The following is a 21,848-nucleotide window of genomic DNA, read 5'->3' on the forward strand; positions in this document are numbered from 1 at the left end:
CCTCTCCCGCAAACGACCCCCCGTAGGGCCGCTCCGGCTGGGGCAGTAGGCCCTTGAGCTGATAGAAGCGGATCGTCTCCACGTTCACCCCGGCGGCCTTGGCGAAGGCCCCGATGGTCAGATTCTCTTGAGCGTTCTCCATGGTGCTTGACTCCGTAGTTGACTACGGAAGTAACGTTACAGCATCAAGCGAAGTCCCGGAAGGAGAACCTTATGTCGGAACCCAAGAACGGCCGCGGCGCACTGGCGACCGGCGGCATCGCGGCCGTCCTCGCCTCGGCCTGTTGCCTCGGCCCCCTCGTCCTGGTCGCGCTCGGCTTCTCGGGCGCGTGGATCGGCAACCTGACCGTGCTGGAGCCGTACCGGCCGATCTTCATCGGCGCGGCACTCGTCGCGCTGTTCTTCGCCTGGCGCAGCATCTTCCGACCGGCCCATGCCTGCAAGCCGGGCGACGTCTGCGCCGTGCCCCAAGTGCGGACGGCCTACAAGGTGATTTTCTGGGTCGTGGCCGCCCTGGTTCTGGTTGCCCTCGCTTTCCCCTACATCCTGCCGCTGTTCTATTGAAAGGAGAATTGCCATGAAGAAACTCGCCACCCTGATCGCCCTGGCCGCCGCCCTGAGCACGCCCGCCTGGGCCGCCACCAAGACCGTTACCCTGTCGGTGCCCGGCATGACCTGCGCCGCGTGCCCGATCACAGTAAAGAAGGCACTCACCAAGGTGGACGGCGTGCAAAAGGCCGAGGTCAGTTACGAGAAGCGGGAAGCCGTCGTCACCTTCGACGACGCGAAGACCAATGCCGACGCCTTGACCAAGGCCACCGCAAACGCGGGCTACCCCTCCAGCGTCAAGCAGTGAGGGCACTGTCATGGCCGAAGCGATCACCCTTCACATCGAAGGCATGACCTGCACGTCGTGCGCCGAGCACGTCCAGCAGGCCCTGAAAAACGTGCCCGGCGTGCGCTCGGCCTCGGTGTCCTATGCGCAGCGGCAGGCCGAAATCGAGGCGGACGCGGGCGTGAACTTGCCCCCTCTGGTAGCCGCAGTGGCCGCGCTCGGCTACCGCGCACGGCTCGCCGACACGCCGAACAAGCCTACCGGCCTGTTGGATAAGGCGCTGGGCTGGCTCGGTGGCGACACGAAGCATGAAGGCGGCGAGCCGGCGCTGCACGTGGCCGTGATCGGCAGCGGCGGCGCGGCGATGGCGGCGGCCTTGAAGGCCGTCGAGCAAGGCGCGAAAGTCACGCTGATCGAGCGCGGTACTATCGGCGGCACCTGCGTCAACATCGGCTGCGTACCGTCCAAGATCATGATCCGTGCCGCCCACATTGCGCATCTGCGCCGTGAAAGTCCGTTCGACGATGGCATCGCGGCTACTGTGCCGGCGATTAACCGCAGCAAACTACTGGCCCAGCAGCAGGCGCGCGTCGATGAGCTGCGCCACGCCAAGTATGAAGGCATCCTGGATGGCAACCCGGCCATCACCGTTCTGCATGGTGAAGCGCGTTTCAAGGATGACCAAAGCCTTACCGTCCGTTTGAACGATGGCGGCGAGCGCGTCGTGGTGTTCGATCGCTGCCTGGTCGCCACTGGTGCCAGTCCGGCCATTCCGCCCATCACTGGTTTGAAAGGCACGCCGTACTGGACATCTACCGAGGCCCTAGTGAGTGACACCATTCCCGAACGCCTAGCCGTGATCGGATCGTCGGTGGTGGCGCTGGAACTGGCGCAAGCCTTCGCCCGGCTGGGCAGCCAGGTCACGATCCTGGCGCGCAGCACACTGTTCTTCCGCGAAGACCCGGCCATCGGTGAGGCCGTCACAGCCGCCTTTCGTGCCGAAGGAATCAAGGTTCTGGAACACACGCAAGCCAGCCAGGTCGCCTATGCGGACGGCGAATTCGTGCTGACCACAGGGCACGGCGAAGTGCGCGCCGACAAGTTGCTGGTCGCTACCGGCCGCACGCCGAACACGCGCAGCTTGGCGCTGGAAGCGGCGGGTGTCGCCGTCAATGCGCAGGGAGCCATCGTCATTGACAAGGGCATGCGCACCAGTACGCCACACATTTATGCCGCAGGAGACTGCACTGACCAGCCGCAATTCGTCTATGTGGCAGCGGCCGCCGGCACCCGTGCGGCCATCAACATGACCGGCGGAGACGCTACGCTCAATCTGACCGCGATGCCGGCGGTGGTGTTCACCGATCCGCAGGTCGCCACTGTGGGCTACAGCGAGGCGGAAGCGCACCACGACGGGATCGAGACCGACAGCCGCCTGCTAACACTGGATAACGTGCCGCGTGCGCTCGCCAACTTCGACACACGCGGCTTTATCAAGCTGGTAATCGAGGAAGGTAGCGGACGACTCATTGGGGTACAGGCAGTGGCCCCGGAAGCGGGCGAGCTGATCCAGACGGCGGTGCTCGCGATCCGTAACCGCATGACCGTACAGGAACTGGCTGACCAGTTGTTCCCCTACCTGACGATGGTCGAGGGGCTGAAGCTCGCGGCGCAGACCTTCACCAAGGATGTCAAACAATTGTCCTGCTGCGCAGGATGAAAGGAGATGGAACCATGAAGCTCGCCCCATATATTTTAGAACGTCTCACTTCGGTCAATCGTACCAATGGTACTGCGGATCTCTTGGTCCCGCTACTGCGGGAACTCGCCAAGGGGCGTCCGGTTTCACGAACGACACTTGCCGGGATTCTCGACTGGCCCGCTGAGCGAGTGGCCGCCGTACTCGAACAGGCCACCAGTACCGAATATGACAAAGATGGGAACATCATCGGCTACGGCCTCACCTTGCGCGAGACTTCGTATGTCTTTGAAATTGACGACCGCCGTCTGTATGCCTGGTGCGCGCTGGACACCTTGATATTTCCGGCGCTGATCGGCCGTACAGCTCGCGTCTCATCGCATTGCGCTGCAACCGGAGCACCCGTTTCACTCACGGTTTCACCCAGCGAGATACAGGCTGTCGAACCTGCCGGCATGGCGGTGTCCTTGGTATTGCCGCAGGAAGCAGCCGACGTTCGTCAGTCCTTCTGTTGCCATGTACATTTCTTTGCATCTGTCCCGACGGCGGAAGACTGGGCCTCCAAGCATCAAGGATTGGAAGGATTGGCGATCGTCAGTGTCCACGAGGCTTTCGGCTTGGGCCAGGAGTTTAATCGACATCTGTTGCAGACCATGTCATCTAGGACACCGTGATCGGATATCGACCCAATGTTCTACGGCACCGGCATCGGATTCGCAGCGCGCGGATTGAACTCGGCGAAACGGTATATGCATTGCCGTGAACCGACCAAAAGGAGGTGTTCGATGAACGCCTACACGGTGTCCCGGCTGGCCCTTGATGCCGGGGTGAGCGTGCATATCGTGCGCGACTACCTGCTGCGCGGATTGCTGCGGCCAGTCGCCTGCACCACGGGTGGCTACGGCCTGTTCGATGACGCCGCCTTGCAGCGACTGTGCTTCGTGCGGGCCGCCTTCGAGGCGGGGGTCGGCCTGGACGTGCTGACCCGGCTGTGCCGGGCGCTCGATGCGCCGGATGCGGGTGAAGCGGCGGTGTGGCTCACCGAGCTGCGCCAACTCGTCGAACGGCGACAGCGGGCGCTTGCGGGCCTGGAGGTGCAGTTGAGCGCGCTGCGTGCCGAGGTCGCCCGGCAGGAAGGGGCGTTGCCATGAACGGCCCCGAGCGCAAGCCCATTACCGGCTACCTGTGGGGCGGACTGGCTGTGCTGACCTGCCCCTGCCACCTGCCCATCCTCGCCGTCGTGCTGGCCGGTACGACCGCCGGCGCGTTCCTCGGCGAGCATTGGGTCATCGCGGCGCTCGGTTTGACCGGCTTGTTCCTGCTGTCCCTGTCGCGGGCGCTGCGGGCGTTCAGGGAAAGATCATGAGCACTGCCAGATTGACGGATGATTTCCTTGAGATTGCTCAGAAAGCCACTGCTAGCAAACAATACAGCAATCCCCGCACAAAGGAGTCATCATGGGCAGGAAGGAACCCGACGAAGCGATTGCAGATAGCCGCACCGGCCTGCGCGTAGACCTGACAATAGGGGATAAGAATGACCGAACCGAAGAGCCTTGAAAACTGGCTGTATGAGAAGGCAGGCCCCGCCTATGACGCCTTGAAGGCCGACCCGGCCCGCGCCGCCACGCCTGACCAGGTGCGTTACACCCTGGCCGAGCTGCTGGCCGAGGCCGAAGCCGCCGGCGGATATCCACTGCCGCCGGAACAACGCGAATGGGTAGATGCGCCGGCCGTTGGTCGCGAGTGGCCGGCCTGTGATGCCTTGGAAGCTGACCAGGTGCGCGCACGCCTACATGACGACGCGATGGTCGAAACGTTCCGCAAAGACCCGGCCTATGCCGTGGAACTGCTGAACAGCATCCTTGAGGATGGCGACAAGGGCGAGCTACTGATTGCACTTCGCCAGATGACGAAGGCTGCTGGCCGTGAAATGCTGACACCGTTTGACCCGGCCAAATGGCTGACCAGCACCGAGACCGTGGCCGCGTTCCTGGCCGAAGCCGAGGCCACCGGCGACCAGGCCTATGTCGAGCACGCCCGCGCAGTTGCAGCGCGGGCCAAAGTCATGCACGGCATCGAGTAGGGAGCTGGCCAGCATCGCCATTCCTGACGGTGCTGCAGCACCATGTGCGCGACTTGGTGCGCGGGGATCTCATCGCCGGAAATGACGATGCGAGATCCACGCCAAGGGGAAAAGCCAGAGCGGCCGTCATGGTCCGATCTGGCGATGCTCGAGCACGCCGGCGCACATCGCCGGCTATGACGATGCAGGCCCGGAAACGACAAGGGCGGCCACTGGCCGCCCTTGCTGTTCCTGGTGCGCGTGCCTACGCGGCACGGAGTGACTGCCGCACCGCCTCCAGGGCCTCGCGGAAGTCAGCAGGCGTCGCCCGGCCCGTCTCGGCCTGGTAGAAGACGACCATGAAGGCATTGGCGACGGCCTCGGCGAGCGGCCCTAGCTGCCGCGCTGCGTCCTGGTCGAGCCAGTCGAGCGCGGCGAGCTGCACGGCTGCATGATGAACGGCCTGCGTTGCATTGGTAGGATTCAGGGTTGCCATGATTCACCTCTCTAACAGGTGGGTTGTGGAAGTGTCGGCCGGCCCCACGCCGGCCGGCGCGCTTATCGGCTGCCGGTGCCGTAGAAGCCGGCGGCCTCGGCCAGCGGCGTGCTTCTCGCGCTGCTGCCGTAGCTGCTGGCGTTGCCGCCCGACCTGGCCGCCGGCTTGGTGGCCTCAATGACGGGCGAGGCGGGTCGATCAACAAAGGCCGCAACTTCTGCCGCGGGGTCTGCATCAGTCGATTGATCGTCGACCGGCTCAACCTCAACCGCCTGTGCCTGGCGCTGCTCGGTAGCGGCAAGGTCCAGGCAATCGAAAAATCCTCTCGGCGTCATCGTCATACCTCCTTGTCGCGGTTGGCGAACGTGGCCACTTCATCATCAGGATCAGCAGCAGCCGAATCGGCCCCTGCCAGGCTGTTGCCGCCGAAGCTGGGCACATCCTCGGCCGCCTGGTCTGTCTGGCTGCTCGCCCGGATCGCGGCGGCGATCTTTCCGCCAGTGGTGTCGGCGATGCGTTCGGCAGCGGCGTCGCGGATGCTGGCCGCCTTGGCCTTCGCAACGTCGCCAATGCCATGCGCCAGGTTCGCAGCCGTCGCCGCGAGAAGGCTGCCCGCACCTTGGCCGGCCTTCGAGCTGCCGGCGTCGCTGCTGGCCTTCGAGCTGGAACCGCTGCCCGAGCTGTCGGCGTGGCTGGTCTGCTGTGCCACCTTGCTCTGGCCGCTGCTGCCCGAACTGCTGGAGCTTCCCGAGTTATAGAAGCCGGCCGCCTGGCCGAGCGGCGTACTTGTGCCGGCACTGGAACCGCCGCCACCAAAGCCCGCCGCCTGCGCGAACGATCCAGCATCGGAATCACCGCCAGCACCACCACCAAACATGGGCATTCCGCCCGATTCGCCACCGGCGCTGGCCCCTGCTTTCTCGAACGCTGCTTTAATCGCCGACATGCCGCCGGCGGCCGAGGCTGCACCGCCCATCACGGCCGCGCCAGCCACGCTTGCCGCTCCGGCGGCCATGCTCGCCGCGCCCATAGCCGCACCGATGGCGGCACCTGCACCGAAGTTGCCGATGCCACCAGCGCCACCGATACCCGAGCCGGTGATGATGCCGGCGACAAGCGGGGGCACGCGATTGACCAGCATGAGCAACGCCACGCAGAAAACGAGCATCACGCCCAGCTCTTCAAAGTTCAGGGTGCCGGTGTTCATCCTGGCGTAGAAGCTGGAAAGCAGGTCGTTCCCGATGCCGACCAGGAGCACCATCGTCATGATCTGCACGGCCACGCCCAGCACGGTCTTGTAGTAGTTGATCGCCATGTCTGACGTCCAACGCGAGCCGCCGAAGCCAAGGAAGAAGATACCGGCGTACATCAGCAGCCAGCCTGACACGAGAAGCAGCAACATATTCACGGCGACAACGGCCAGCAGGATCAGGATGCCGACGCTCAAGGCCACACCGATGAAGCTATCCACGGGCGACCAGATCGACGAGTTCCTGAATGCCTGCTTCAAGATCATGAAGCCAATATCCACGATGCCCGAGGGTGTCACCGACGCCACCCCAGACGCCTGCTCACCAAGCCGGGCCAGTGACTGGATGATCGAGTTGGCGAAGGTCGGGCCATAGCGCAACAGCCAGAGGAAGAAGCCGAAGAACAGGATGAACCTGATGAACTCGGCGAAGAACTCGCCAATGTCGGCCTTGCGCAGCGCCATGAAGCCGAACGTGAAAACCAGCGAGATCGTGCCCAGCGTCCAGAACAGGAACATCGCGGCATTCATCACCACCGTCTGCCAGGACGTGGCCCGCGTGGCGAACTCCGTCACCACCTGGTCAAGCATCCCTTGGTTGGTGAGCTGGGCCGACGCGGCGGTGGAGTAAAGCGCGAGGGCGACGCCGATCAGCGCCGCCTTGTGCAGTGCTTTCATGGCTTCGCCTCCTTCTGGTCTTTCGGGTCGGCCAGTTCGAGCCAGTTCATGGGCTTCTCGGTCGGCGCGATGCCGCCGGCGGCCGGCGACCGGCGCGAGCACAGCCCGGCGAATTTCTCGCGCGTGGCCCTATCCTCGATCTTCGTGATCGCCTCAATCTGGCAATTGGTGTCATTGACCTCGGGCATGGGCGGGATGGCTGGCTTGTTGTCGCAACCAGCCACCAGCACCACCACGAGGCCGGCAAGCAGCATCGTATTCTTCATGGTGCAGGGCCTCCGTCAGCGGGTCAGTTCGAGCCAGTTTCTTGGGTTGGCCGTGCGCTCGATCCTGGATTCCCTGGAAGTCGCGCCGGCGGCCTGCTGTTGCGCCTCTACGTCGGCCTGCGCCTGCATCCTGGCGGTCGCGGCGTTCTGCTGTGCGATCAGCAGGCCACGGATTTGCAGGAGCTGGTTTGCCTGGTTGGCGGCGAGCTGGTTGGCGTAGCCGATGGCCTGCATCTGCCCGGTCGCGCCCTGCGCGGCGGACTGGAGCCGTTCGAGCTGGCGAGCATCGGCGGAAAGGTTGCGCTGCTGTTGCTCCAGGCCCTTGAAAAGCGCGTCGTTCGCCTTCTTCTGACTCTCGCTCGCCAGGCTGCGGTTTTGCTCCATCGCGGCGCGCTCGGCATCCGAGCACCCGGCGGCCGAGAAGCACGGCGAACCACGGTAGTAGGCCACATCCTGGAACTTGCCCAGGTACGCATCGACGCTGCCGAGCTGATTCCGGTAGTAGTTCAGCGTGTCGGTGGCGGCCATCAATCCGTTGATGGTGGACTGCGCCTGATCCCAGATATACGCGGCCGGGGCCATTGTGTTTTGCAGCATGTTTTCGTACTGCTGCAACTGGGTCTGGTACTGCTCGATCTGCTTGAGCGTCTGCGCCACCGACTCGATGGCCGTCATGACGTTTTGCACCAGGTTGCCGCCGTCGATGACGGGGATGCCTGCCTGCGCCGGGGTGATGATGATGCTGCCGGCCAGAGCGGCGGCGAGCGCGGTTTTAGCCGCTAAAAAACGGACGTGCTTCATGGTCGCAATCTCCATTCGATGAAAGAAAGGCAATGCCTTGACCAAGCTCGCGCTTGCCCACGGCAAGGTTTCATCGAAGAGCTACGCCACTAGCTAATCGGTATCGCCCTTGGCACTGAGGCCCGGGCTTCGGTGATTCTGTTCTCGGCCCTTACGGGGTGTCCCTGGCCTTATGCGTTCTCCCAAGAGTTGATAACGCCCAGGCTGGCGGCCTGGAAGGGGCTTGTGTCGCGTGCAGCACACGGTAATTTAGCTGCTAAAACTCTCAAGGTTCGGCCCTCGGCTGCACCACCGACTTCATGAGCCGGCTCATTTCGTCCTGGGTGGCCTCGATCCGACCCAGCAGGGCAAGGATCGTGGCATCGCCGAACCGGGCTGTGCGCGGATCGTCGGTCAGCCATAGCTTGAGCAATCCGCCCAGCCGGCCAAGGTCGCCATTCACTCGCACCAACTCGCGCACATAGTGATAGTCCATGACACCCCTGACCTGGTAGCCCTGGCCTACGTCGCGCAGGTAGCGCGCCATGCTGATTCCCGCCATCTTGGCGTTCGCCTCAATCAGTTCGCGTTCTTCTGGAAGGCAGTACACCTTGATCGGTGGGCTGCCCTTCCTGGTGATTCGATTCTCGTCGCCCATTTGTCCTCCAACCGGCGGTAGCCGGCAGCCTCGCAGAGCAGGATGCCCGTTGAGCGCCCCGCGCGAATAAGGGACAGTGAAGAAGGACAACCGGCTTGCCGGTGGGCCTACTTCACACATCCTGCCCGCCTTACGGCGTTGTTTTTGTCTCGTATGACTCATCGAATTTCGCGCTGTAACCGCACCATTGCTTCGCAACAGCGCGCCAGCAGCGAGAAAACCAACGGAAATTGCCAACGTCCGTGTGCTTGCAGCGATCCAAGAGGCCGGTAACAGCGTTTCAGCCATGCGCTTGCAGCGATTGAGCATGGGACTTTGCTCACTTCGTGCCCTGACCCGTGGAGCCAGGCGGCGCATTGGTGATGTGCTGGCGAACGTATTTCAGGAACGTCTCATAGCGGAAAGGGATTCGCCCAATCTCGCGCATGTGCTCCCAGATGATCTTGAGCGCGTAGCCGGCCTCCATCGCTTCCTTCACGTCCGCGCGCGCCGCCATGAAAGCGGCCAGGTAGTCCCTGCGCTTTATCTGCGAGGTCTGCTGCTGATGAGCGAGCCGTGCGGCCAGCTCGTCTGGATAGCTGCTTTCTGTCGTCGCCATGTCCGTAAACCTCCGTTATCAACTGAACTACTCCGAAGGTTACGGAGTGCCCGCCTACACAACATTCCAATAATTGGCCGAAACGGTTGACATGGAGCCGATGACACTGGCACGCGCATCGAAATAGGGATGGCAGCCCATTCGGCACGGAAGGTTGAACGCCAAGAGGGAGGCCGAGAGAATCCCCCGCCGCTCGGCCCCTCAAGTGTCAAAGAGTGGATCACATCGTCAGAGGCGGCGATGCGAGCTCGAGCGCCGGCGGCCGCCATCGTCGGAACTGACGATGGGGCCCTCGGTGCATCGTCGGATGTGGCGATGGTCGACCGTGGCCCGGACATGGCCAGCCTCGCCGGAAATGGCGATGCTGCAGCTCGACGTGTGCGCGAAAGAAGGGCCGGCCTCATGACGTGACCGGGAATGGATTTGAACTGTTGTATGTTGTAGCGCGCTACAACATACAACATACAACATACAACACCTGCCTATTGACACTTGAGGGGCGCAGCGTTTTAGCCGCTAAAAGAACCGCCCGGAGCTGCCCCCCCTTCTGGCGTACAACTCAACGGCCGAAGGCCGACCATCGGCAAGCGGCAAGGGCTTGGCGTCGCCCTAAAGGGCGGCGGCAAGCACCGCGCCTAGTGGATGATCTTGGAAGATCATGGATGGAATTTGCGAACTAGCCGCAAGCCCGCGCCGTTGCTGTGTTTTCCGGTTTGAGACGGGGAACGTTGCTACGGGTGAAGGGGAACATTGCTACGGAGTTTGGGGAACGTTACTACGGGCTTCGGCCTGCCAATTTCCCACTTCCCTGCCGCATACTCGCTGACCTTCCAGCCCACGGTGGCAAGCTCGGCCAGAGCCTTGCGGGCCTTCTGGCGGCGCTTCTTCATGGCCTCGGCGTTCGCCTCGTCCGGCCAGACGTAGCCAGAAAGGGTATCGAGTTCCACGCGCCCGGCTTTGCCGGGATCGATCCAGCCGCATAGCCGTTGGTGAATCAGGCGGGCCGGGTCGGTTTGTAGCGCCCGCACCTCGGCCATCTCGATGCGGGTATACGGGCGCCTCCCAAGAATCGCCTCCGCAATCTGGGGATTCAGCGCGACGAACAACCGCCCGTCCTCCTCATTGAAGGCGTAGCTCATCAGGTGAAAAGACCTTTGCCTGCTTCCCTTGCTGACTACCACCGTCACGTTTGCCATGCGCAGCAAGCTCGCCTTGATCGCCCTGATATTGTCGCCGCCATCGGTCAAGCCGATTTCGCCTAGCAGGCTGGTCATACTCTCTCTCACGACCAGCGCATCCTGCCCTACCGCGTCGAACTTCGGCTCAAGGAATAGACGGAGTTGCTTCGGCAAGTCCGCTGTTGGCTCTGGCGTCAGGATGATGCCCTTCGGTCCTCCAAGAGCCACAAGACCTTGCAGCAGCCGCATGTCATCAGCACCAAGAGGCTCGAAGCCGACGAACCGCGCTTGTTCATTTTCGGCGTAGTGATACGTCACATCGAGCTTGAGCCTCTTCCGTTCGCCGCGCTTGAGACTGCGGAACAAGCCGGGGACCAAGCAGTGCATTGGATCGTGCCTGGCATGGGTGAGGTCAAAAGCCATCGCCTCGCCTCCGACCATCACGTCTTTCCTCATTCCTGCTGGCCTCATACAGCTCCACCGGCACCAGCACGCCGCCGGCGTGCCGCATGTACCAGCGATCAAGCGGCGTGGCGTCGTAGTTCTGCTTGCTGACGCCGAAACGCACGAAGTAGCCGCGCCGCTCATCGCCGATGGGCTGCCGGTCATGGGCGCGGTCGCTGAGGCGCTTCGCCTCGTCCTCGGTCATGCGGGCGACGTAACCGCACCACCTGGCGTTGTCGATCAGCGCGGACGCGCCACGCGCGGCCTGCTGCTGGTCGGTCTGCCCTTCGCGGGCGCTGCCCTTGCTGACGTGGTGCAGGTAGAGCACGGATGCACCCGTGGTGGCAGCAACGTGCTCCAGTACGGCCACGAGGTGGGCCATGTTGCCGTTGCTGTTCTCATCGAGAGTGTGAATGCGGCTCAGGGTGTCCAGCACGATCAGCCGCGCCCCGGCACCGTCCTCAATAACGCGGCGCAAGTGGGCCTTTTTCATGATGTCCAGGCGCTTGCCCATGATCGGCTCAAGCGCGAGGTTCTCCGCGATGGCTTGACGAGCCGCGTGCCCGAGGTGCTGGCCGATGGCATGAATGCGCCGCACAAGCGCGGGCGGTGGGTCTTCCCCGGCCAGATAGACCACGCGCCCGGTGTGCGCGGGAGCAAGTCCCACGAGGTCGCCGCCGGCCACGCTGCATGCGATGCTCATGGCCGCTTCCAGCGCCCAGAAGCTCTTGCCAGTGGCCCCTGGGGCGACGAGCGCGCCGACGGTTCCCGCGAGGAAGCCCGGCCATATGAAGTCCAGCACCGGCGGTTCATGCTCGAACGCCGCCAGTACATCAATCGCCATGACTCAGTTCCCCGTTCCGTACAGGGACTCGTCGCTCAATGCCTCGGCGATCTGCGAGGTTCGGAAGTAGACCCGCCGGCCGATCTTCAACCGAGCCTTGTTGATCCGCTGCGTCCACTCGTTCGTCGCGCGCAGGCTGATCCGCAATCCATCAGGCGATCGATCCAGGACAGAGGCGAGCTGCGCCATGCTCAGCAGCGGGCCAAAGCGTTGCAGCAGCGTGTCTTCTATCGTCATTGCGTAAACCTCCGTTATCAACTGAATTGCAACGAAGGTTAGGCGCTATTGGGGGTTGCCTACATCTTATTAGTTGTCCAAAATGGTTGACATGAAGAACGATCCAACCATTGTCATCTGGGAAGGCTGCGATCCCACTGTCTCGGAAGCCATCGAGCAGTTTGAGGATCGCTGGCGGCCGTATTCCGCCTCCTCGCGGCGCTACCCCATCGTTGGGCTGATACAGGAACTCATTGACCCCGCCGTGGCTGCGTACACGGCGACGCTGCCACAACGCTACTTGGGCCATATCCCCGGAGCAGGGACAGGGGTGGGCCTCAGCGGGATCATTCGACTGGTTGGACTTGATGCGATGGTTCGCATGCAGCGGCAGTTGCTGCGCCAGTTCATCAAAACGGAGGATAGGCAGACGCCAAGAGATCGGCGGTTTGTTGCGACACTCGAATCGTTGATTGGGCTTGTATGGGACTGCGCCTGCAAACGGCCGGTGAAGTCGAAGGTGCGCGACACCCGACTGAATGGCGAACGCCTCCAGGGGTTCTGCCGGTTCTGCGGATCACTCGCCGAGCTGACCTCATTCGCCGGCGGGAGCGATGATCCGAAGGCGGACGATCCAGAGGAAAAGCTTCGACTAAGCAGCCTGTATTGCCTGGATCACCGGCCTAAATTGCCGAGCGGCGCATGGAACCCTGTCTACAGACAAGCAAGGCGATCCCTCGCGCAATTCGACCTCGAACTGGCGAGACTCAACCAGCAATGCGCGAAGCCGGCCACTGCCCAAGTGAAATCGGGCGATCAACTGGTTGACAGCTACTTCTTCCACTATGTCGCGGGCCAAACCTTACAGCCGGCGGACAAGGCAGAGCTGCGCAATCAAGCACGGCTGATGGTGGACTCGAAGCTATCGGATCGCAAAAAGCAGATGCTGATGCTCCAGTGGTCTGGACTCAATCAGTCGGAGATTGCGCGAAAGCTCGGCATCGAGCGCCAAGCGGTATCGAAGGCGCTGGCGGCGATCCCCGCAATGTTCCGCTTGAGTACAAAGCCGCGCTCACGGCGTCAACCTAATTGACCAACTAATAGGACGAAACAATCCGCATTGCCAGGCACCATCAGGCACATGTTCGCAAGTGACTGAAAGAGGCCAGGGGATGCAGGCAACGACAAGCAAGACGCTCATCAATCGGAAGAAGCTACTGGCGATGATCCCGCTGTCTGAGCGCACGATCTTCAACATGGAGCAGCGCGGGGAGTTTCCGCGCCGGATCGCACTCACCAGCCGAAACGTCGCCTGGGACTTGGCCGAGGTCGAGGAATGGATAGAGGCGCGGAAGTCGTCGGGCACTCAGGCCATGCGCCCTGGCTTCACTCCGTCTGCCGTGGCCGGCGGCTCTGCTGCCCCTTTTAGCGGCTAAAACGCTGCGCCCCTCAAGTGTCAATGAAACCCGAGGCCATGCCTCGATGCTCAGGCGGCGCTGCCTAACCTGCCTTCGTCTGGTTTACACCTTCGGCCGTCTCAGCGTCCATTCGTCGATCATGTCCGCCCAGTCCTGCAACATCGCCGTGCGCTGCTCGCGGTACTCGGCCTTGTTGTAGACGGCCCTGACGCCTCTCTGCTCGTGTGCCAGGCACTTCTCGATCCAGTCCGTGTTGTAGCCGGCTTCATGCAACAACGTGCTGGCCGTGCGCCGCAAGTCATGTGGCCCGAACTTGGCGAGCGACCGCCCCTCCTTCTGCGCCAGCCGATACGTCAGCGTCAGCACCTGGTTGAGCGTGGCGCTGCTCATGGGTAAATCCGAGTCATACCGCGACGGAAGCACGTAGTCCGATCCCCCTGCGAAGGTTTTCAGGGCAATGAAGATGTCCAGCGCCTGCCGGGACAGGAACACCAGGTGCGGATTGCGCCGCTTCATCCGCTCCTTCGGGATCGTCCAAAGCGCGTCGCTGAAATTGATCTCGCTCCATGTCGCGTTAGTCAGCTCGCTCTTGCGCACCATCGTCAACAGCAGCAGCTTGGCCGCCGCCCGAATGGATGGCGCTGTGCCGATGCGCTCCATGTACTGGTACATCAGGCCGATCTCGTCGGGCGTCAGCGCACGGTCGCGCGGCTCGAACTTGGCAATGGTCGTCGGGCGCACCAGCTCGGCCGGGTTCTCGACCTTCTGGCCGCGCTCGATGGCCCAGCGAAAGACCTGGAGCACCACCTCGCGGACATGCACGGCTGTCGCCGGCGCGCCGCGCTCGACGATGGCATCGGTCAGCGCGCGCAAGTCTTCGTGGGTGATCTCCACCAGCTTCTGATTGCCGAACTTCGGCTTCAGCTCGCGCTCGTAGACCGAGCGGCGCATGTCGCGGGTGGAGTCGGCCATCTGGTAGCCGCGCAGCCACTTTTCCGCCCAGGCCCCGAACGTCTCCGCGTCCTTGACGCGGGCCTTGTCCCGCGCCTTTTCCTTGGCCGGTGACTTCCCGGCCGCGACCATCTTCTTGGCCTCGCCCAACCGCTCGCGGGCTTCCGCCAAGGTGATGCCGCCGACACCGTAGCGGCCGAAGGTGATGGTCTCCTGCCTACCGTGGATCGAGTAGTTGTAGCGGAACGAGATCGCTCCGGCGGCCGTGACGGCTACATAGAGGCCGTCACGGTCATTCACCTTGTAGAGCTTGTCCTTCGGCTTGAGGTTGCGCAGCTTGGTATCGGTCAACATGGTTCTCGCCCTGATTCAGCTCAAATACCATGATCAGAAAACCGGCCCATCCTGGCGTAAAACAACAATTAAATCATCGTCTTACACAAATTCGATACCATGAACATCCGCAAGGTGGTTGCATGGTATTGGCGACTTCTCATGGCATAGAAGCATTCAATGCCATCCATCATGCCATGAAAAAACGGTGCTTGGCGATGCCAAATGTTGCCAGGCGGTGCTGAACGAAATCACAAAAAAGCCCGCAGTGACGCGGGCTTAGGTGTGTTTTAGTGCTACTAGATGCCAGCCAGTGCCAGACGCCGGATCACTCCCACTCGATGGTCGCTGGCGGCTTGCTCGACACGTCGTAGGTGACGCGGGAGATGCCTTCGATCTCGTTGATGATGCGGCCGCTGACGGTTTCCAGCAGCTCGTAGGGCAGGTGCGCCCAGCGAGCGGTCATGAAGTCCACGGTCTCGACGGCGCGCAGGGCCACGACCCAGGCATAGCGACGGCCGTCACCGACGACGCCGACCGATTTCACCGGCTGGAACACCACGAAGGCCTGACTGGTCTTGTGGTACCAGTCGGCCTTGCGCAGCTCTTCGATGAAGATATGGTCGGCGCGGCGCAGCAGGTCGGCGTATTCCTTCTTCACTTCACCGAGGATGCGCACGCCCAGGCCCGGCCCCGGGAACGGGTGGCGGTAAACCATGTCGTACGGCAGGCCCAGCTCCAGGCCGATCTTGCGCACTTCATCCTTGAACAGTTCACGCAGCGGCTCGACCAGCTTGAGGTTCATTTCCTCGGGCAGGCCACCGACGTTGTGGTGGCTCTTGATCACGTGGGCTTTGCCGCTCTTGGCGCCGGCCGACTCGATCACGTCCGGGTAGATGGTGCCCTGGGCGAGGAACTGGATGTTGTCCAGCTTGCTGGCCTCGGCATCGAACACGTCGATGAAGGTGCGGCCGATGATCTTGCGCTTCTTCTCCGGGTCGGCTTCGCCGGCCAGGTTGGAGAGGAACTGCTCCTCGGCATTGGCGCGAATCACCTTGACGCCCATGTTCTCGGCGAACATGGCCATTACCTGGTCGCCCTCGTGCAGGCGCAGCAGGCCGTTGTCGACGAATACGCAGGTCAGCTGATCGCCGATGGCCTTGTGCAGCAGCGCCGCGACCACCGAGGAGTCAACGCCACCGGACAGGCCGAGCAGCACATTGGCGTCGCCGACCTGGGCGCGTACGGCGGCAACGGCGTCTTCGACGATGTTGGCCGGGGTCCACAGGGCCTCGCAGCCGCTGATTTCCAGCACGAAGCGCGAAAGAATACGACCGCCCTGCTTGGTGTGGGTCACTTCCGGGTGGAACTGCACGCCGTAGTAGTGGCGGGTGTCGTCGCACATGGCGGCGATCGGGCAGCTCGGGGTGCTGGCGAGGATGTGGAAGCCTTCCGGCAGGCGGGTAACCTTGTCACCGTGGCTCATCCAGACGTCGAGGCCGAACACACCGTCAGCGTCGACATGGTCTTCGATGCCGGCCAGCAGCTGGCTCTTGCCGACCACGTCGACGCGGGCGTAGCCGAACTCGCGCAGGTCGGAGCCTTCCACCTTGCCGCCAAGCTGCTCGGCCATGGTCTGCATGCCGTAGCAGATGCCCAGGATCGGGACATTCAGATCGAACACGGCCTGCGGCGCGCGCGGGCTACCCGCTTCGTGCACCGACTCCGGGCCGCCGGCGAGGATGATGCCGCGCGGGGCGAAGGCGCGGATGTCCTCGTCGCTCATGTCCCAGGGGTGCAGTTCGCAATAGACACCGATCTCGCGCACGCGGCGGGCGATCAGTTGGGTGTACTGGGAGCCGAAGTCCAGAATGAGGATGCGGTGGGCGTGAATGTCAGGGACAGACATAGTGGGCCTCGAAGAGACAGCTTGAAAAAGGGCTGCAAGCCACAGGCTGCAGGCTTCAGGAAAAGCAGCGCCTCAAGCCACTGCGGCAAGCCTGTAGCCTGCCGCCTGCAGCCTGAGGCCGTGAGTCTTTAGCCCACCCGGTAGTTCGGCGCCTCTTTGGTGATCTGCACGTCGTGGACGTGCGACTCGGCCATGCCGGCGCCGGTGATGCGTACGAACTCGGGCTTGGTGCGCATTTCCTCGACGGTGGCGCAGCCGGTATAGCCCATGGAGGCACGCAGACCACCCATCAGCTGGTGAACGATGGCGCTCATCGCGCCCTTGTAGGGCACGCGGCCTTCGATACCTTCCGGCACCAGTTTCTCGGCACCGGCCGAGGAGTCCTGGAAGTAGCGGTCGCTCGAGCCCTGCGCCTGCGCCATGGCACCCAGCGAGCCCATGCCGCGGTAGGCCTTGTAGGAACGGCCCTGGAACAGCTCGACTTCGCCCGGGGCTTCTTCGGTGCCGGCCAGCATGGAACCGATCATCACGGCGGAAGCGCCGGCGACGATGGCCTTGGACAGGTCGCCGGAGAAACGGATGCCGCCGTCAGCGATCAGCGGTACACCGGTGCCAGCCAGCGCGGCGGCAACATTGGCCACGGCGCTGATTTGCGGGACGCCGACGCCTGCGACGATACGGGTGGTGCAGATGGAGCCCGGGCCAATGCCGACCTTGACGCCATCGGCACCCGCTTCGACCAGCGCCTTGGCAGCGGCGCCAGTGGCGATGTTGCCGCCGATCACCTGGACTTCCGGGAAATTCTCCTTGACCCAGCGTACGCGGTCGATCACGCCCTTGGAGTGGCCGTGGGCGGTGTCGACGATGATCACGTCGACACCAGCGTTGACCAGCGCGGCAACACGGTCACCGGTGTCGGCACCGGTACCGACGGCAGCGCCGACGCGCAGACGGCCCTGGTCGTCCTTGCTGGCCAGCGGGTAGGCCTTGGCTTTTTCGATGTCCTTGACGGTCATCATGCCCTTGAGGGTGAAAGCGTCGTCGACGATCAGTACTTTCTCGATGCGGTGCTTGTGCAGCAGCTCGCGAACGGTTTCCTTGTCGGCGCCTTCCTTGACGGTGACCAGGCGCTCTTTAGGCGTCATCACGTCACGTACCAGGGCGTCCAGACGGTTCTCGAAGCGCACGTCGCGGGAGGTGACGATGCCCACCAGGTCACCGTTGGAAAGTACCGGAACACCGGAGATGTTGTTCTGCCGGGTCAGCTCGAACAGGTCACGCACGGTGGCGTCGGCCTCGATGGTGATCGGGTCCTTGACCACGCCGGCCTCGAACTTCTTGACCTTGCGCACTTCGGCAGCCTGCTGCTCGATGGTCATGTTCTTGTGGATGATGCCGATGCCGCCTTCCTGAGCCATGGCGATGGCCAGGCGCGCTTCGGTGACCGTATCCATGGCAGCGGACAGCAGCGGGATATTCAGTTCGATGCCGCGGGTCAGGCGGGTCTTCAGGCTGACGTCCTTGGGCAGAACCTCGGAATAACCGGGAATGAGCAGGACGTCGTCGAAAGTGAGTGCTTCTTGGCTGATGCGCAGCATGGCGGGCTCCCGAGCGGGAAAATAAGAAGCGCGGCATTATACCCAGCGCGCCTGCTGCACTCAATGCAAAGTGTGCCTTCAAATAGACATATCACGAAACGGCCCCTCGGCAAGCGAGTGCTGGAAACGGCGATATCGACGGGCTCCGTACGGCCTGGGGAATGCAGGCTCAGGCCGGATCGTCGACCCGTACCTGCCTGACTGCAAAGCCCAGCCGTTCGCCGAACTCCTCGACGAATGCAGGGCGCAGACCAGCGTCCATCCAGCCGTTGAAGATGAAGCCCAGGTTGGAAAAGCCGCAAGGCTGCAGGAACAGGAAGCCGTTGATGTCATCCTCATGCCCGCATTCGGGGCAGATGAAGTTGTCAGTCTCCCCCGGCCACCACTCCTCCAGGCTGTCGAACAGCGGCACGCCCACCTCTTTGCGGCATTCGGCGCAGCCGGCTTCTTCGAGAAAATCACGCGTCGGCACGTAGATGCAGCGGTGGGTGATGATTTCCAGGCCGTTATGCGGCTGGCCATAGGGCAGCAACTCGGGACGCTGGGCGATGCGCCGGGCGCCAGGTCCTATGGCATAGGCCATGCCGTTGCCGCCCTGGCCGCAGGTGGTCGGCAGTGCCTCGACGATCTCCCGCTTGACCAGCCAGCGCAGCGTGGCCTGGGCCTTTTGCTCGTGAGCGGGAAGCGTGGATATCTGCGGGACGAGGATCAGTTGCGCGGTCATGACGTTCGAACGGATGGCGAAGAAAGGCGGCAGCTTAGGCGCTGCCGCCGGCAAATCAAGCCCCGCGACAGATCGCAGCGCTTGCCTGCGCCTCACGACGTGCCACCCAGCGCGCCCGCAGCACGTCATAGCCCCAGTTGAATGCCACGGTATAGGGCAGGAAGAACAGGATCAGGCCGATGTCCAGCCAGAAAGCCGCCCACAGGCTGATCGACAGCCACCAGGCGGCCAGCGGCACCAGCACCAGGATCAACCCGGCCTCGAACAGCAGTGCGTGGCACAGCCGCGCCTTGACTCCACGGTGAAAGCCCATACGCCGCTGCGCCTGATCGAACAGATAGTTGAACAGCATGTTCCAGAGCATGGCGATGGTGGCGAACATCAGCGTCAGTGCCCCCATCTGGCCGAGCGGCTTGTTCATCAGCCAGGCCAGGGTCGGCGCGCAGATACTGACCGCAATGAACTCGAAGGCCAGCGCGTGGCCCATCCGCTCCCAAAGGGAACGCTGCAGGGACTCAGTCATGAATAAAGCCTCGTGAAGAAATGTGACCGGCGCTATGATCATCGGCTTTTCTGTTATCAACAAACCAGCTGCCATCGGTAAAGCCGATATGAATCCTTCACCCGAATCACTTCAGGCCTTCGCTCAGGCCGCCAGCTGCGGCTCCCTCAGCGCAGCCGCTCGGCGCTTAGGCAAGAGCCAATCAACCATCAGCGAAGCGGTGGCCCGCCTGGAGCTGGACCTTGGCGTCGAACTGTTCGAGCGCGGTCCGCGGCGGCTGCAGTTGACCGAAGCCGGCAGCAGCCTGCTGGCACGCGCCGAAGAGGTGCTCGCCGCCAGTGATCGCCTGGCCCGCCATGCCGCCAGCCTGGCCGCTGGTCAGGAAGCGAAGCTGACCCTTGTATTGTCGGACGCCTACCAGCCCAAGCAGTACCAGGCGCGCCTGGTCGAACTGGACCGGCGCTTTCCCGACCTGGAGTTCGAGTGCCTGATTGCCGAGCACGCCGACGTGTTGGACCTGGTTTGCCAGGGTCGCGCCCATCTCGGCTTGCTGGCAGCGCAGCCGGCCTATCCTCCCGACATCGCCCACGCCAGCGTCGCAGCCAACACCCAGTTCGGCCTGTTCGTGGCACGGGAGCATCCGCTGGCGAAGCAGCAATCGATCACGGCCGAGGATCTGACCAACTGGCGCGTGTTGCGCCTGACCAGTGTGGCCAGCAGCGACAGGCCATCCGACGACCTTCCCAGCAGCGGCGGCCGCTGCTGGTCTGCGCCGGATTTCCTGTTGCTGCTGGAGATGGCAGCGCTCGGCTTTGGTTGGGCCGAACTGCCACGTGAGCTGGTCGCCAACCATGGCAACGGACTGCTGCACGAACTGCCAATGCCCGGCTGGCCAAGACACGCGCGGGTCGATGTGGTGTGGTCGCGCCAGCGCGCTCTGCGCCCGGTCGCCGCCTGGTTGCTGGAGCGCCTGCTCGATGACGCGGTCGCGCCTGCTATCGACTCCGCTTATCATGCAGCCCCATGATCAACGATCCCTTCGCGCGCCTGAACCTCGACCGAGAGGTACTCAGCGTCAGCCAGCTCAACAACCGCGCCCGCCTGCTGCTGGAGGACGTGTTTTCCGGCATCTGGGTCGAGGGCGAAATATCCAACCTCGCCCGCCCGGCCTCGGGGCATATCTATTTCACTCTCAAGGACAACCAGGCCCAGGTGCGCTGCGCCCTGTTCCGCCAGAACGCCGCGCGCGTGCGCCAGGCGCTGCGTGACGGCCTGGCGGTTAAGGTACGCGGCAAGGTTTCGCTATTCGAGGGCCGCGGTGACTACCAGCTGATTCTCGATGCGGTCGAGCCGGCCGGCGATGGCGCCCTGCGCCTGGCCTTCGAAGCGCTGAAGGAGAAGCTCGGCGCCGAGGGTCTGTTTTCCACCGAGCGCAAGATCGCCCTGCCCGCCCATCCCAAGCGCATCGGCATCGTCACCTCGCCCACGGGCGCGGTAATCCGCGACATCATCAGCGTGTTCCGCCGCCGGGCGCCGCAAGTGGAGCTGAACCTGATCCCTACAGCGGTGCAGGGTCGCGACGCCACCGCACAGATCGTGCGAGCCGTGCAACGCGCCGATGCGCAAGGTTTCGACGCGCTGATCCTGGCCCGTGGCGGCGGCTCGCTGGAAGACCTCTGGTGCTTCAACGAGGAAGCGGTGGCCCGTGCCGTAGCGGCCTGCGTTACGCCCATCGTCAGCGCCGTGGGGCACGAGACGGATGTGTCGATTGCCGACTTCGTCGCAGACGTACGGGCACCGACGCCCTCGGCTGCCGCCGAACTGCTGGCTCCGGACAGCAGCGAACTGGTGCAGCGCCTGCACAACCTGCAGCGTCGCCTGGTCTTGCATATGCAGAGCCGCCTGGCCCGCGAACGCCTGCGTCTTGAGGGCACCAGCCGGCGCCTGCGTCATCCCGGCGAGCGCCTGCGTCAGCAGGCCCAGCGCCTGGACGATCTGGATATGCGTCTGCGCCGCGCGTTCAGCCAACAATTTGCCAATCAGCGCGAACGCCTGGCCCGTCTCGACGCACGCCTCGCCGCGCAGCATCCGGGCCGTAACCTGGCCCTGCTGCGCCAGCGTCTGGACGGCCTGGCGGCACGCCTGCCACGCGCCATGCAGGCACAACTGCGCAGCCAGCGTCAGCAACTGGGGGCACTGGCTGCACAGCTGCAGATCGTCAGCCCACTGGCCACCCTTGGCCGCGGCTATAGCATCCTTCTCGACGAGCGCGGCCAGGCCGTGCGCAACGCTGCGCAGACCCGGCCCGGTCAACGCCTCAAGGCGCGCCTGAGCGAAGGCGAGCTGGATGTGCGCGTCGAAGACAACCACATACAACCGGCGACCCTGTCGCTACTGGATTAAGCCAA

27 protein-coding genes are annotated in these 21,848 nt (G+C 63.4%); 11 read left to right on the plus strand and 16 right to left on the minus strand.

Annotated features, from left to right (window positions below):
- A partial coding sequence (locus tag GYB81_RS22945; protein WP_161897961.1) for a MerR family DNA-binding transcriptional regulator occupies window positions 1-142 on the minus strand: 142 nt, incomplete at its 3' end.
- A 71-nt stretch (window positions 143-213) separates the two neighbouring features.
- On the opposite strand from GYB81_RS22945, the gene merT reads away from it, so the two are divergent.
- From merT to GYB81_RS24825, 7 genes are all read left to right on the plus strand, one after another.
- Window positions 214-564 carry a mercuric ion transporter MerT gene (merT, locus tag GYB81_RS22950; protein ID WP_022579740.1) on the plus strand — a complete coding sequence of 117 codons (351 nt, stop codon included), beginning with the start codon at window positions 214-216 and terminating at the stop codon, window positions 562-564.
- A gap of 13 nt (window positions 565-577) precedes the next feature.
- The gene (merP, locus tag GYB81_RS22955; RefSeq protein WP_022579741.1) at window positions 578-856 is read left to right on the plus strand and encodes a mercury resistance system periplasmic binding protein MerP; all 279 of its coding nucleotides are present in this window, start codon (window positions 578-580) and stop codon (window positions 854-856) included.
- Window positions 857-866: 10 nt separating this feature from the next.
- On the plus strand, window positions 867-2,555 hold the full coding sequence (merA, locus tag GYB81_RS22960; protein ID WP_031294484.1) for a mercury(II) reductase: 1,689 nt from the start codon (window positions 867-869) through the stop codon (window positions 2,553-2,555).
- 14 nt (window positions 2,556-2,569) lie between these two features.
- Window positions 2,570-3,208, plus strand: coding sequence for an organomercurial lyase MerB (gene merB / locus GYB81_RS22965; protein ID WP_000761850.1), 639 nt, complete (start codon window positions 2,570-2,572; stop codon window positions 3,206-3,208).
- Window positions 3,209-3,319: 111 nt separating this feature from the next.
- Window positions 3,320-3,685 carry a mercury resistance co-regulator MerD gene (gene merD / locus GYB81_RS22970; RefSeq protein ID WP_022579743.1) on the plus strand — a complete coding sequence of 122 codons (366 nt, stop codon included), beginning with the start codon at window positions 3,320-3,322 and terminating at the stop codon, window positions 3,683-3,685.
- Complete coding sequence (gene merE, locus GYB81_RS22975) at window positions 3,682-3,900, plus strand: broad-spectrum mercury transporter MerE (protein WP_022579744.1); 219 nt, start codon at window positions 3,682-3,684, stop codon at window positions 3,898-3,900. Before merD ends, merE begins: the two co-directional genes overlap by 4 nt.
- 170 nt (window positions 3,901-4,070) lie before the next feature.
- Window positions 4,071-4,619 carry a hypothetical protein gene (locus tag GYB81_RS24825; RefSeq protein WP_022579745.1) on the plus strand — a complete coding sequence of 183 codons (549 nt, stop codon included), beginning with the start codon at window positions 4,071-4,073 and terminating at the stop codon, window positions 4,617-4,619.
- Window positions 4,620-4,863: 244 nt separating this feature from the next.
- On the opposite strand, the gene GYB81_RS22990 is transcribed toward GYB81_RS24825, so the two are convergent.
- From GYB81_RS22990 to GYB81_RS23035, 10 genes are all read right to left on the minus strand, one after another.
- Window positions 4,864-5,094: a type I toxin-antitoxin system ptaRNA1 family toxin gene (locus GYB81_RS22990; RefSeq protein WP_000212713.1), complete on the minus strand. Its 231-nt coding sequence runs from the start codon at window positions 5,092-5,094 to the stop codon at window positions 4,864-4,866.
- Between the two features lie 62 nt (window positions 5,095-5,156).
- A complete protein-coding gene (locus GYB81_RS22995; protein WP_022579746.1) occupies window positions 5,157-5,429 on the minus strand; it encodes a hypothetical protein in 273 nt (90 codons plus the stop codon).
- A 2-nt stretch (window positions 5,430-5,431) separates the two neighbouring features.
- A complete protein-coding gene (trbL, locus tag GYB81_RS23000) occupies window positions 5,432-7,021 on the minus strand; it encodes a P-type conjugative transfer protein TrbL (protein ID WP_022579747.1) in 1,590 nt (529 codons plus the stop codon).
- Window positions 7,018-7,287, minus strand: coding sequence for an entry exclusion lipoprotein TrbK (gene trbK / locus GYB81_RS23005; protein ID WP_022579748.1), 270 nt, complete (start codon window positions 7,285-7,287; stop codon window positions 7,018-7,020). The genes trbL and trbK overlap by 4 nt, the downstream gene beginning before the upstream one ends.
- 15 nt (window positions 7,288-7,302) lie before the next feature.
- Window positions 7,303-8,088 carry a P-type conjugative transfer protein TrbJ gene (gene trbJ / locus GYB81_RS23010; protein WP_022579749.1) on the minus strand — a complete coding sequence of 262 codons (786 nt, stop codon included), beginning with the start codon at window positions 8,086-8,088 and terminating at the stop codon, window positions 7,303-7,305.
- A 265-nt stretch (window positions 8,089-8,353) separates the two neighbouring features.
- Window positions 8,354-8,725, minus strand: coding sequence for a conjugal transfer transcriptional regulator TraJ (traJ, locus tag GYB81_RS23015; RefSeq protein ID WP_022579750.1), 372 nt, complete (start codon window positions 8,723-8,725; stop codon window positions 8,354-8,356).
- Window positions 8,726-9,044: 319 nt separating this feature from the next.
- Entirely contained in the window at window positions 9,045-9,323 is a 279-nt protein-coding gene (locus tag GYB81_RS23020; protein WP_022579751.1) for a TraK family protein, read from the minus strand.
- 731 nt (window positions 9,324-10,054) lie between these two features.
- Window positions 10,055-10,924 (minus strand): replication protein C, IncQ-type, encoded by an 870-nt coding sequence (gene repC / locus GYB81_RS23025; RefSeq protein ID WP_031754834.1) that lies wholly within the window; start codon window positions 10,922-10,924, stop codon window positions 10,055-10,057.
- On the minus strand, window positions 10,914-11,789 hold the full coding sequence (locus GYB81_RS23030; RefSeq protein ID WP_022579753.1) for a helicase RepA family protein: 876 nt from the start codon (window positions 11,787-11,789) through the stop codon (window positions 10,914-10,916). The genes repC and GYB81_RS23030 overlap by 11 nt, the downstream gene beginning before the upstream one ends.
- Window positions 11,790-11,792: 3 nt before the next feature.
- Complete coding sequence (locus GYB81_RS23035; RefSeq protein WP_022579754.1) at window positions 11,793-12,026, minus strand: hypothetical protein; 234 nt, start codon at window positions 12,024-12,026, stop codon at window positions 11,793-11,795.
- 91 nt (window positions 12,027-12,117) lie between these two features.
- On the opposite strand from GYB81_RS23035, the gene GYB81_RS23040 reads away from it, so the two are divergent.
- The gene (locus GYB81_RS23040; protein WP_022579755.1) at window positions 12,118-13,098 is read left to right on the plus strand and encodes a hypothetical protein; all 981 of its coding nucleotides are present in this window, start codon (window positions 12,118-12,120) and stop codon (window positions 13,096-13,098) included.
- Between the two features lie 79 nt (window positions 13,099-13,177).
- Window positions 13,178-13,441, plus strand: coding sequence for a helix-turn-helix transcriptional regulator (locus GYB81_RS23045; RefSeq protein WP_022579756.1), 264 nt, complete (start codon window positions 13,178-13,180; stop codon window positions 13,439-13,441).
- An 84-nt stretch (window positions 13,442-13,525) separates the two neighbouring features.
- Here the strand turns inward: GYB81_RS23045 and GYB81_RS23050 are convergent, their stop codons facing one another.
- From GYB81_RS23050 to GYB81_RS23070, 5 genes are all read right to left on the minus strand, one after another.
- The gene (locus tag GYB81_RS23050) at window positions 13,526-14,728 is read right to left on the minus strand and encodes a tyrosine-type recombinase/integrase (protein WP_022579757.1); all 1,203 of its coding nucleotides are present in this window, start codon (window positions 14,726-14,728) and stop codon (window positions 13,526-13,528) included.
- A 307-nt stretch (window positions 14,729-15,035) separates the two neighbouring features.
- Window positions 15,036-16,616, minus strand: a complete 1,581-nt coding sequence (gene guaA, locus GYB81_RS23055; RefSeq protein ID WP_161867587.1) for a glutamine-hydrolyzing GMP synthase — start codon at window positions 16,614-16,616, stop codon at window positions 15,036-15,038.
- A 128-nt stretch (window positions 16,617-16,744) separates the two neighbouring features.
- On the minus strand, window positions 16,745-18,214 hold the full coding sequence (guaB, locus tag GYB81_RS23060; RefSeq protein WP_161867586.1) for an IMP dehydrogenase: 1,470 nt from the start codon (window positions 18,212-18,214) through the stop codon (window positions 16,745-16,747).
- Between the two features lie 169 nt (window positions 18,215-18,383).
- On the minus strand, window positions 18,384-18,938 hold the full coding sequence (locus GYB81_RS23065; protein ID WP_161867585.1) for a sugar ABC transporter ATPase: 555 nt from the start codon (window positions 18,936-18,938) through the stop codon (window positions 18,384-18,386).
- 55 nt (window positions 18,939-18,993) lie between these two features.
- Window positions 18,994-19,461, minus strand: a complete 468-nt coding sequence (locus GYB81_RS23070; protein WP_161867584.1) for a multidrug/biocide efflux PACE transporter — start codon at window positions 19,459-19,461, stop codon at window positions 18,994-18,996.
- Between the two features lie 88 nt (window positions 19,462-19,549).
- Here GYB81_RS23070 and GYB81_RS23075 point away from each other — a divergent pair, with 88 nt between their 5' ends.
- The gene (locus tag GYB81_RS23075; RefSeq protein WP_178101912.1) at window positions 19,550-20,467 is read left to right on the plus strand and encodes a LysR family transcriptional regulator; all 918 of its coding nucleotides are present in this window, start codon (window positions 19,550-19,552) and stop codon (window positions 20,465-20,467) included.
- The gene (gene xseA / locus GYB81_RS23080) at window positions 20,464-21,843 is read left to right on the plus strand and encodes an exodeoxyribonuclease VII large subunit (protein ID WP_161867582.1); all 1,380 of its coding nucleotides are present in this window, start codon (window positions 20,464-20,466) and stop codon (window positions 21,841-21,843) included. The genes GYB81_RS23075 and xseA overlap by 4 nt, the downstream gene beginning before the upstream one ends.
- The last annotated feature ends 5 nt before the right edge of the window (window positions 21,844-21,848 follow it).

The organism is Pseudomonas yangonensis, from assembly GCF_009932725.1.
In the GTDB taxonomy this organism is placed as follows: Bacteria; Pseudomonadota; Gammaproteobacteria; order Pseudomonadales; family Pseudomonadaceae; genus Aquipseudomonas; species Aquipseudomonas yangonensis.